This window comes from Citrobacter sp. Cb028 (genome assembly GCF_030336705.1).
GTDB classification, from domain to species: Bacteria; Pseudomonadota; Gammaproteobacteria; order Enterobacterales; family Enterobacteriaceae; genus Citrobacter; species Citrobacter braakii.
In genome coordinates this window covers 407,616-419,172 of record NZ_JAOWCZ010000035.1, presented here as the reverse complement: position 1 = coordinate 419,172, position 11,557 = coordinate 407,616, and the positions used below count along the sequence as shown (strand labels likewise).

Genomic DNA, 11,557 nt, shown 5'->3' with positions numbered 1-11,557 from the left:
TGAGTAGTTATTTTTAGTCGTAAGATATTTCAGGATGTGTTAGAGGTGCATACCCCAATCGGGGTAAATGCTGTTGCCGGATCAAAGGAGTGTTGAGTTGGCGGGAAAAAATGCGCTTTTGCTCACATTTCAATGAGTTATATAACACTGTATATAACGAACCACTCAAAAAGAGAATGATTTTATAATTAAGATTATTCTTAGAATATATCGCTAGCCTGAAAGAAGACGTCTACCAAATACACTTAAAATATAAGTAAATACAGATTAATCGATTATGTAAATATGTTAACCTGCCCCAGACTCGTTCATAAGACAGAAGAAAGGAAACACTGTGAACAATAAGATGAAAACAATTGTCCCTGCCGTACTTTTCGCCGCCTTTGCCAGCGCCTCTGCATGGGCTGCCAGTAACGATGCCGGCGCTCAGCCGCTGGAAAAAGTCGCCCCTTATCCTAAGGCGGAAAAGGGTATGAAGCGCCAGGTTATCCAGCTTACTCCTGAGAAAGATGAATCTACTCTGAAAGTAGAACTGCTAATCGGACAAACGCTGGAAGTTGACTGCAACCAACACCGCCTGGGCGGAGAACTGGACAGCAAAACGCTGGAAGGTTGGGGATATGACTACTATGTCTTCGACAAAGTGACGTCTCCGGTTTCAACCATGATGGCCTGCCCGGACGGTAAGAAAGAGAAGAAATTTATTACCGCGTATCTGGGTGATGACGGCATGCTGCGCTACAACAGCAAGTTACCGATTGTGGTCTATACGCCGGAGAACGTGGAAGTGAAATACCGTATCTGGAAAGCGGAAGAGAAGATTCAGGACGCAGTCGCGCGATAAGTAAGAATGTGCCGGAGGGCGGCGTACCGCCTTATCCGGCATTTTATTTACAGTGCGATATCCGCTACAGCTTTCTGCTCAGGCTGCGGTTGCGCCTGAGGTTTCAGCTGAGGTTTCGGCGCTTCATCAGCAGCCTGCGGCTTGTCATATTTCAGCCCCAGAACATCACTGGTGTATTGCAGCTCTTGTTCCGTAGCTTCAACGTTACCGTTCAGCTTGGTACCATAAGACGGAATAATGGTTTTCAGTTTCGCCTGCCATTCAGGGCTGGCCACTTTATCTTTAAACACTTTTTCCATCAGATGCAGCATAATCGGCGCCGCGGTTGATGCACCCGGAGAAGCGCCCAGCAGCGCGGCAATGGTGCCCTCTTTATCGCTGACGACTTCGGTACCCAGACGCAGCACACCGCCCTTCTCCGCATCACTTTTAATGATCTGCACACGCTGGCCCGCCTGCCATAAACGCCAGTCTTCTTTTTTCGCCTGCGGATAGTACTCTTGCAGCGCGGCAAAACGGTCGTCATCGCTGAGCATCACCTGGCTTACCAGATATTTCACCAGATCGAAGTTATCCAGACCCACGTTGACCATCGGCATAAAGTTCGAGGTGGTGGTCGAGCTGAGCAGATCCCACAATGAACCGTTTTTCAGGAACTTGGTGGAGAATGTCGCGAATGGCCCAAACAGCACGACGCGTTTGCCATCAAGGATACGGGTATCGATGTGCGGCACGGACATCGGCGGCGCGCCAACGGAGGCCTGACCGTACACTTTCGCCAGGTGGCGATTCACCACGTCCGGATTATCCGCAACCAGGAACTGCCCGCCAACCGGGAATCCGGCATAACCTTTCGCTTCCGGAATGTCGGTTTCCTGCAACAGCTTCAGCGCAGCGCCACCGGCACCGATAAAGACAAACTTCGCCTTGATATCGTGTTCCGCTTCGTTATTTTTCAGATCGGCGACCGTGACGGTCCAGCTATTGTCGGCATTGCGTTTAAAGCCACGCACTTCGGTACTCAGCTGCAGCGCAAAGTTGGGCTTTTTCTGCAACGAGGCAATCAGCTGGCGCGTGATTTCGCCGTAGTTTACGTCAGTACCAATCTCGGTACGCGTTGCCGCGACTTTCTGCTTCGGATCGCGGCCTTCCATGACCAGCGGCGCCCACTCTTTAATCTGCGCGTGATCTTCGGAATAACGCATGCCACGGAATAACGTGCTCTGCTGCAGTGCGGTGTAACGGGCACGCAGGAAGTTCACGTTCTCGTCACCCCAGACAAAACTCATGTGCGGAACGGTGGTGATAAATGAGCGTGGTTCATGCATTACGCCATTATTGACCTGATAGGCCCAAAACTGGCGGGAGATCTGGAAGGCTTCGTTGATTTCGACTGCCTTTTCAATGCTGATGCTACCGTCGGCCTTTTTAGGCGTGTAGTTCAGCTCCATCAGTGCGGAGTGGCCTGTTCCGGCGTTATTCCAGCCGTTTGAGCTTTCCTGCGCTACACCATCCAGTCGCTCAACCATGGTCATTGACCATTGCGGTTCCAGCTCCTGTAAATAGGTTCCCAGCGTGGCGCTCATGATGCCGCCGCCAATCAACAGTACATCCGTTTCCTGCTCTTCCGCCGCTTTCGCTTTTGCCGCCATCGAGACAACATTCAGCCCAACGGCCATGGTGAAGAGCATGGCAGTCACTTTTTTCATAATGTTAATGCCTTACTTTTAGTATCGCTTTTTTGCTTTTAATGCAGGTGAAAATCGAGCGGCATCAACGGTAACACTTAAGTAAAAATATTTAAATATTGTTTATAAATTATATTTAATTTTTAAAAATGTTATTAATACGTTGATAGTTTATACGGTTATTGACAATCATTTCTGGAAACCGGTCCGTCAGACAGGTACTATGCTGCGCTTTGCTATTCACCGCACGGATGCCTGTCGGTCTGCTGTATCGGGCCATTTTTGACCTAAGAGTAACGATGTCTGCCACTCAACCCTCCTCTGTCGCAGTAGCGGAGCACGCGACGCGCGCAGTGCTGCGCCAACCCCGTTTACTGGTTCGCGAAACGCTGGCCGGTGTGGTAACCGCCCTGGCGCTGATCCCGGAAGTGATCTCTTTTTCCGTTATCGCCGGCGTCGATCCTAAAGTCAGCCTGATAGCCTCAGTCGTACTGTGCCTGGCAATGTCATTTTTAGGTGGCCGTCCGGCAATGGTTACCGCAGCGGCAGGATCGGTCGCGCTGGTGATTGGCCCGATGGTGCATCAACACGGCGTCCAGTACATCCTGCCTGCGGTGGTGCTGGCCGGGATTATTCAGATCCTGTTTGGCGTATTGGGGATGGCGCGTCTGATGCGATTCATTCCTACAGCCGTCATGACCGGTTTTGTGAACGCGCTGGGTATTTTGATTTTCTTTGCCCAGGTCCCGCATTTCTGGGGTAAAAGCCCGCTAATCTGGGGGCTGTTTGTCCTGACCCTGCTGATTGTGCTGTGGGTTCCGCGGTTTATTAAAGCGATCCCCGCGCCGCTTATCGCCATCGTGCTGCTGACGGTGTTCACTGTCACCAGCGGACAACTATTACCGACCGTCGGTGACGAAGGTTCAATGCGCGGCGGCCTGCCGGGATTCACGCAGTTATTGGTACCACTCAACCTGCAAACGCTGGCGATTATCTGGCCCTGCGCGCTGAGCATCGCTTTTGTCGGATTAATGGAGTCGCTGTTAACCGCCCGTCTGGTGGATGACCTGACGGTTACGCCGTCGAATAAGAATCGCGAGAGCGCCGGGTTGGGGATAGCCAATATTCTGGCCGGTTTTTATGGCGGCATCGCCGGGTGTGCGATGATTGGTCAAACCATCGTTAACGTCGAGATGGGCAAAGGACGCAGCCGCATCTCGACGGTCGCCGCCGGGCTGGTGCTGTTGTTGCTGGTCACCGCCTTAAGCGAAGTAATGGCGAAAATCCCCATGTCGGTGCTGGCGGGAATTATGGTGATTGTGGCGGTGAAAACCTTCAGTTGGCACAGCATCCAGCCCGCTACGCTGCGGCAACTCCCCGTTACTGAAACGCTGGTGATGCTGATGACCGTCGCGGCGACGGTGTCAACCGGCAACCTGGCGCTTGGCGTGGTTGCCGGGGTGATGACGATGCTCATTCTGCCGCGTATCGTCAGAGGCAAACGTGCGGCTACATCAGAAACAGCGTTGCCAGACCGAGAAAAATAAAGAAACCACCGGTATCGGTGATTGCCGTAATCATGACGCTCGAGCCGACCGCCGGGTCGCGCCCGAGCTTCACCATCGTCATCGGAATAATAACGCCCATCAACGCCGCCATCAGCAAATTGAGCATCATCGCCAGGGTCATCACGCCGCCGAGCGCCATGTCATCGTACAGCCACCAGGTAATGCCGCCCATAATTCCGCCCCACACGAGGCCATTAATCAACGCCACGCCCATTTCGCGCAGGATCAAAAACGTCAGGTTTCCCGGCTGAATATTTTGTAGCGCCAGCGCGCGAACAATCATGGTGATGGTTTGATTCCCGGTGTTGCCGCCGATCCCCGCCACAATCGGCATCAGCGAGGCCAGCGCGACCAGTTGCGAAATTGTATGTTCGAAGCCGTCGATCACTCGCGAAGCGATAAAGGCGGTACAAAGGTTAACGGCCAACCACGCCCAGCGGGTTTTTACCGCTTTCGTGACGGGGGCAAACACATCCTCTCCGGCGCTTAAGCCGCCCATTCGACGCAGATCGGTATCGGTTTCTTCATAGACCACATCGACGATCTCATCGATGGTTAAACGGCCCATCAGTTTACCTGAAGAGTCAACGACCGCGGCACTGACCAGGTCGTCACGTTCAAAGGTTCGCGCGGCGTGTTCGGCGATATCTTCCGGAGAAAAGGTGAGCGGATCATCTTCCATCACCTCGCTGACTTTTCGCTGCACGTCATTGAGCAGAATACAGGTGAGCGTCAGTTCCCCGACCAGCACTTTATTGCGGTCGGTCACGAAGAGTTTATCGGTGTTCTCCGGCATTTTTCCCAGCCGCCGCAGGTAGCGTTGCACCACTTCCAGCGTCACGTCCGGACGCACGGTGATAACTTCGAACTCCATAATCGCACCGACGCGATTCTTCTCGTAGTGCAGCACCTGGCGGACGCGCGCCCGCTCCTCGGCCGGTAACGTCGCCAACAGTCGACCCGTGAGGTTACGAGGGAGATGCTGAACCAGATAAATCTGTTCGTCGATATCAAGGTATTGCAACGCATCCAGCAGCTCACGATCGCTCATCTCATCGATCAGGTCGTCCCAGACGTTTTCAGACGCCTCAAGCAGGACGTTACCGCGCTTTTCACTTTCGACCAGTCGCCACAGGGCGTGACGCTCTTCAGAAGGTAATGCTTCAAGGGTATCCGCCAAATCGGGCGGCGGCAGGTGGGCGACCAGCGCCCCTACCTCAGCAATATCGTCGGCTAACGTGCCGACGTCATATTGCTCAGCCAGGGTAAGCTTGCCCAATAGCGTTGAAACAACGGCTTTATCAGTGGTCAGCAGCCAGATAAGACGCGCACGCTCTTCATCACGCAGTCTGGCGCTGTTTTTATTTGTTACAGGCATTAATCATAAATCCATGATATGAAATATCATTAATCATGATGCCGATTTATGTAAATAACAATAAACAGTGCCGCCGGGTGGATAAAAAACCGGCGGCATGTGGGATCATGCGGTGCGAGCCACCGCGTCACGCGAGGCGGCATCACGCTCATCGCCCAGCAGTTCACTCAACTGTCCGTTACGCATTTCCAGCAGACGATCGGCGTGAATAAAATAGTGATCGTCATGGCTAATGGCGAAGATAGTTTTACCCATTTCTTGCATCAGCGGTAACAGGACCTGATAGAACTCACGACGGAAATGGGGATCCTGATCGGCAGCCCATTCATCCAGCAGAATGATGTCGCGCTCCTCCGCCAGAGCCAGCAGCAGCGCCACGCGTTTCTTCTGCCCTTTCGACAGCTTCAGATTGAGGATGCGACCATCATTCATCTCCAGCTTGTGACCCATCTTCAGATGTTCCAGCCACTTCGCTACCAGCTGCGGATTGGCTTCTTTACCTTCCGGCCCCAGCAGTTTGTCGAACAGCCAGACGTCGGTAAACACGGCGGAAAACAGCTTGCGATAATCTTCCGGCTTTTCAACGGCCACGGCCTTACCATCAAGCAAAATTTCACCTGACTGCGGCTGGTATAGCCCGGTCAGTAACATCGCCAGCGTAGATTTCCCGCTGCCGTTGCCGCCAATCAAGAAGATCAGTTCACCGCGATGAATCGTCAGATTGACCGGCCCTACGGAAAAGGCATTATCCTGATAGTGGAAAACCACGTTACGCAGTTCCAGCGTTTGCCAGTTTGGAAAGGCGGTTGGGCGCAGGAATTCGGCCTTAAAAGGTGCCAGTGCGAATTTATTCAGCTTGTTGAAAGCCACCTGCGCAGTGAGCAGGGTCGGTAGCGCGCCAACGGCAGAGAGCAGCGGCGTACGCAGGAATAACAGCGTCAGTGAGTAAGTCGCCGCCACGGCGGTATCCGCCCAGCCCAGACTATTCGCCATCCAGAACACCAGACCAATGGCGCCCAGCATCATAATGTTTGACCAGTTGACCGCGCTCAGGTGGAAGGTATCGGCGCGAATAATATGGTGACGGTACTCTTTGGCATCCGGGACGTACATCTGATTAAAGATATGCTCGGCGCGCTCGCGGTTGAGCGTCAGCTCTTTGCGCCCTTCCAGCACCGTCTGATAATCGTTGTACAACTTGTCTTCTGTTTCGCGCAGGGTAGCCATGTGCTTATACACCCGCGCCACCAGCACAAATCCCCCCCAGATGGTGATTGCCATCCAGATAGCCGTCACCAGCAGCATTTTGGTCGACAGCATCGCCAGATACGCCGCCGATCCGATGGTCAGGATAATCCCCTGCACCAGCTCAGGCAGACGAACAAAGGCGATGGTGATGTTACGAATATCGCTGGTTAAACCGGCCAGCAACGAGGCGCTGCCAAGCTGTTCAATACGCTCGACGTGGGTATCCAGAATACGTTTGATAAATTCGCTACGCAGACGGTAGACAAAGTGGTGGCCGAGCGTGGTCAACGCCAGCTGAGAGCCGAGAGTGACAACCATCAATAGCAGCAACAGGCCAAGAAACTCCGGCAGCACCATCAGCGTGGTGTCGACCGTTTCAATCAGACGCTGGTTGATAAACGCAATCAGCCCAATCCCCAACGCAGCGCTGGCGAGGCTGAGCGCCATGACGCTGATAAATGGCCAGCGATACTGCCGCCAGACAAGAAGTAAAAGTTCCATGCGAACAACCCGGACAAGTAATAACAGCCCGCAGTTTAAACATCTCTTCGCTGACAGCAATAATAATTCTTATTTTTATTCTTTTTTACCCGCCTGACGAAACGTCAGATTGTAGCGACAGTGTCCGGTCAACGGATGATACCCCGTCTTAAGCGGCTGGATCCCATGATAAAACAGCCGCGAAGTACCGCCCCACACCACCACATCGCCATGTTCCAGCAGCAAACGCTTTAAGGGGTCATTACGGCGCAAGCCGCCAAATTGAAAGATGGCCGGCAATCCTAGCGACACCGAGACAATCGGCGCCCGCAGGTCGGGCTCGTCTTTATCCTGATGTAAGGACAGTTTTGCCCCAGGCGTGTAGCGGTTAATCAGACAGGCATCGGGTTGAAAATCAGCATAGCCCGCCGCCGTCGCTGCCTGTTGGCACAGGTCAGCGAATGCATCCGGCAGCGGCGGCCAGTGCGCGCCGGTTAGCGGATCAAAAGGAGAATAAAGGTAACCATGTTGATCCGTTGTCCAACCCAGACGACCGCAGTTGGTCATTGCCACCGACATCGTGTAGCCGCCGGGCGTCACCATCTGGCGAAACGGCGACTGTCTGGCGATAGCCGCTATCGCCTGCAGCAGAGACGGTGCGCAGTCAAAAGCGAAGCGTCGCAGAATAACCGCGCCTGACGCCAGCGGCTCCTGCCAGGGTTTCGCATCCGCAAAGAGATCGAGCATTATGTTTCCTCGCCAGTCGTTTCACGTTGCAGTAACTGTGCTTTGCGCGCAATGCCCCACCGGTAGCCAGAAAGCGCGCCATCGCCGCGGATCACCCGGTGACACGGGATGACGATTGCCAGTTTATTCGCCCCACAGGCGCTGGCCACCGCACGCACCGCCTTCGGTTTGCCAATGGCGCTGGCCAGTTGCTGGTAGCTCATCGTTTCGCCGCACGGAATTGCGCGCAACGCCTGCCACACCTGCTGCTGAAATGCGGTTCCGCGGATATCCAGCGGCAGCGATAACGGCGCGTCACGCGCATTGATTGCGGCGATCACTTCGCGCACGCGCTGCTGAAAATCGGTATCTGCTGGCACATCCTGAGCGGCCGGAAACAACCCATGCAGATCCGCAACCAACGTAGCGTCATCATCACCAAGTAAGATCGCGCAGATACCACGTTCGCTTTCCGCCACCAGACAGCGACCCAGAGTGCAATCTGCCAGGGTATAGCGTACAGAAACGTTGTCACCACCTTTACGAAATTGCTTTGCGGTCATGCCTAACGTCTGATCCGCTTTTCGGTAGTAGCTGCTGCTGTCGGGAAATCCGGCGTTGAGAATTGCCTGCGTTACCGGAACGCCTTTCGCCAGGGCATCGCGCAGACGACGGGCGCGCCAGGACTGCTGCCACGCTTTGGGGGTCATGCCCGTTGTGGCTTTGAACAGGCGATGTAAGTGATACGGGCTCATCGCCACCTGCTGCGCCAGCTCGTCCAACGTGAGGGGAGATTCCTGCTCCAGTAACTGGCAGGCGTGGGCTATTTTCTCCAGCCGATGCTGGTGGGCGCTGTCTTTATCCGGCTGACAACGTTTACAGGGACGAAAACCGGCGGCCAGCGCCTGCCGGGCATCGGCAAAGAAACTCACATTTTTGCGCAGCGCATGTTTCGCCCGACAGGACGGACGGCAGAAAATGCCGGTAGTCTGGACGGCGAAAACAAACTGACCGTCAGCGTCGGCGTCACGATCCACAACGGACTGCCAGCGGTCATCATCAGTTATGTGTAAACGATTTTTCATTATGGACTCCTTTGTTAAGCATAGCGCTTAGCCTCAGTGTGTCCCCATAGCCGGATACAAAAACCCGCAATCTTGCTTTTTAATTTTTTTCGCTGAGCAGGAAGCTTTTAAACTGCGGCGACATCCAGGTTTTAAACCCCTCGCCCTCTTTTATAATCATATAGACCGCGAGTCCTTCACGACGCACAACCTCTTTGGCCTTTTCCGGGCCGAGAACCATCAATCCGGTATCCCAGCCGTCAGCCTCCAGTGCCGTTGGTGCGATTACCGTTACAGATACCAGGTTGTGTTCAATCGGACGACCGGTTTGCGGATCGATAACATGGGAAAGGCGCTTACCATCCAGCTCATAATAGTTACGGTAGCTGCCGGAGGTGCTAATGCCATGCCCGTTAATGTCGACAATCGCCTGCACCGCGTTTTCGCGATCGGTCGGTTTCTGAATCGCGACTCGCCACGAAAGCCCGTCTGCATTCATACCGCGGCTGTTCAATGCACCACCAACAGATACCAGATAACGGGCGATCCCTTCCTGCTCCATTAATCGTGCCAGATGATCGGCGGCATAACCTTCGCCTACGGTCGAGAGATCCACGTACAGCTCGGGCAAATCTTTTTGCAGGTAGTTCCGATGCGCCTCATTAACAACCTTCAGATGTGAAAGCCCGGTTTGCGCTTTTGCGGCGTCAATTTGCGCCTGCGTAGGAATATGCACCGGTTGCTGATCCGGGCCAAAGCCCCACAAATTGACCAACGGACCCACGGTAATATCCATGGCCCCACCGGTTTTTGCGCCAATGCGTAACGCCGAAGTCACGATATCGGCCATAGCATCATTAACCGGCCATGGCGACAGGCTTTTCGACAGGTTAAAGCGCATTAACGCAGAATCATTTTTATAGGTAGAGAGAAGCTGATCGTCGGCATCCAGCTGAGCCTGGATCTTCGCCTGCAGTTCCCCGGCGCGTTTGGCATCTACGCCCACCGCACTGACCCGCCAGAAAGTGCCCATGGTTTTACCTTCCAGAACGGTGGCAGGTTGTGTGGTCTGGGCAGGTTTCGGGGCTTCATCGCACCCGACAAAAAAGATCGTCACAGCCAGTAGTGCTGCGCGATAGAAATTCACTTCCATACGTAATTATCCTCATGCGAACGGGCGCAAGAGTACACCAAAAATCGTTGTTTGTACGACGAAAAAACGGCATTAAAAAAGGCCCCGCAGGGCCTTTTAACGACATGAGCGCAGATTAGAACTGGTAAACCAGACCCAGCGCTACGATATCATCGGTAGAGATGCGAGCATCACGGGTGAACTGGTTGTCATCTAGCAGGTTGATTTTGTAATCAACATAGGTAGACATGTTTTTGTTGAAGTAGTAGGTCGCGCCAACATCAACATATTTCAGGATATCCTGGTCGCCGTAACCATTGTTCAGGTCTTTACCTTTGGACTGCAGGTAAGCCACGGACGGACGCAGACCGAAGTCGAACTGGTACTGCGCAACAGCTTCAAAGTTCTGTGCTTTGTTAGCCCAGCCCAGGTTGCCCGCACGCGTTGCGTTGTAGGTCTGGGTGTACTGTGCTGCCAGGTAAACGTTATTCGCGTCGTATTTCAGACCGCCAGTGTAGGTTTCAGCACGGTCACCGGTACCGAAGTTCAGACGGTTCTGCTCGTCAGTACGTTTGGAGCTGGTGACTGCAGTACCCAGCGCGAAGCCTTCACCGATATCATAAGTGATAGATCCGCCAACGCCGTCGCCGTTCTGACTCAGCGCATCACGACCGTTGCCGGTCACACCAGTCATACCTTCGCCTTCCGGGCTACCGTTTTTACCCTGGTACTGCAGGGCAAAGTTCAGGCCATCAACCAGACCGAAGAAGTCGGTGTTACGATAGGTCGCGAAGCCGTTACCACGCTGCTGCATAAAGTTGTCAGAACCGTAGGTGTCGCCGCCGAATTCCGGCAGAACGTCGGTCCAGGACGTTACGTCGTAAACTACGCCATAGTTACGACCGTAGTCGAAAGATCCTACGTCAGCGAATTTCAGACCAGCAAACGCCACACGGGTCCAGGAGTTGTTTTCGTTTTCAGAGGAGTTACCCTGAATCTGGTATTCCCACTGGCCGTAACCGGTCAGTTGGTCGTTAACTTGGGTTTCGCCTTTGAAGCCGATACGCATATAGGTCTGATCGCCATCTTTAGTGGAGTCATCAGAGAAATAGTGCAGACCGTCTACTTTACCGTACAGGTCTAATTTGTTGCCGTCTTTGTTATAAATTTCAGCCGCATTTGCTGCGCCTGCTACCAGCAGTGCTGGTACCAGGAGGGACAGTACTTTAACTTTCATGTTATTAACCCTCTGTTATATGCCTTTATTGCTTTTTTATGCCACTGCATACTGATTAAGCTCATTAACCAGTCGGCAACTTCATTCTCCGCAAAAACACAGAATAATCCAACACGAATATGATACTAAAACTTTTAAGGTGTTTCATTTATCGGCATAGGTGTTTCAAAATATTAATACGAGGGAACTTTT

9 protein-coding genes are annotated in these 11,557 nt (G+C 53.3%); 2 read left to right on the top strand and 7 right to left on the bottom strand.

Features of this window, described 5'->3' with window-relative positions; genetic code table 11:
- Window positions 1-346: 346 nt before the first annotated feature.
- A complete protein-coding gene (gene eco / locus OGV75_RS20800; protein WP_029139607.1) occupies window positions 347-844 on the top strand; it encodes a serine protease inhibitor ecotin in 498 nt (165 codons plus the stop codon).
- 47 nt (window positions 845-891) lie between these two features.
- Here eco and mqo read toward each other — a convergent pair whose 3' ends face one another.
- On the bottom strand, window positions 892-2,553 hold the full coding sequence (gene mqo / locus OGV75_RS20795; protein ID WP_016153779.1) for a malate dehydrogenase (quinone): 1,662 nt from the start codon (window positions 2,551-2,553) through the stop codon (window positions 892-894).
- A gap of 278 nt (window positions 2,554-2,831) precedes the next feature.
- Here mqo and OGV75_RS20790 point away from each other — a divergent pair, with 278 nt between their 5' ends.
- Window positions 2,832-4,079: a SulP family inorganic anion transporter gene (locus OGV75_RS20790; RefSeq protein WP_286455414.1), complete on the top strand. Its 1,248-nt coding sequence runs from the start codon at window positions 2,832-2,834 to the stop codon at window positions 4,077-4,079.
- On the opposite strand, the gene mgtE is transcribed toward OGV75_RS20790, so the two are convergent.
- The 6 genes from mgtE to OGV75_RS20760 form a co-directional block, all read right to left on the bottom strand.
- Complete coding sequence (gene mgtE / locus OGV75_RS20785; RefSeq protein WP_016153782.1) at window positions 4,042-5,478, bottom strand: magnesium transporter; 1,437 nt, start codon at window positions 5,476-5,478, stop codon at window positions 4,042-4,044. The two genes, OGV75_RS20790 and mgtE, sit on opposite strands and share 38 nt — an antisense overlap.
- 105 nt (window positions 5,479-5,583) lie before the next feature.
- The gene (locus OGV75_RS20780; protein WP_286481128.1) at window positions 5,584-7,227 is read right to left on the bottom strand and encodes a multidrug ABC transporter permease/ATP-binding protein; all 1,644 of its coding nucleotides are present in this window, start codon (window positions 7,225-7,227) and stop codon (window positions 5,584-5,586) included.
- Between the two features lie 75 nt (window positions 7,228-7,302).
- Window positions 7,303-7,953 carry a DNA oxidative demethylase AlkB gene (gene alkB, locus OGV75_RS20775; RefSeq protein WP_502873979.1) on the bottom strand — a complete coding sequence of 217 codons (651 nt, stop codon included), beginning with the start codon at window positions 7,951-7,953 and terminating at the stop codon, window positions 7,303-7,305.
- On the bottom strand, window positions 7,953-9,017 hold the full coding sequence (gene ada, locus OGV75_RS20770) for a bifunctional DNA-binding transcriptional regulator/O6-methylguanine-DNA methyltransferase Ada (RefSeq protein ID WP_286481127.1): 1,065 nt from the start codon (window positions 9,015-9,017) through the stop codon (window positions 7,953-7,955). Before ada ends, alkB begins: the two co-directional genes overlap by 1 nt.
- A 79-nt stretch (window positions 9,018-9,096) precedes the next feature.
- A complete protein-coding gene (gene apbE, locus OGV75_RS20765) occupies window positions 9,097-10,149 on the bottom strand; it encodes an FAD:protein FMN transferase ApbE (RefSeq protein WP_016153786.1) in 1,053 nt (350 codons plus the stop codon).
- Between the two features lie 115 nt (window positions 10,150-10,264).
- Window positions 10,265-11,365, bottom strand: coding sequence for a porin OmpC (locus tag OGV75_RS20760; protein ID WP_016153787.1), 1,101 nt, complete (start codon window positions 11,363-11,365; stop codon window positions 10,265-10,267).
- Window positions 11,366-11,557 lie beyond the last annotated feature (192 nt).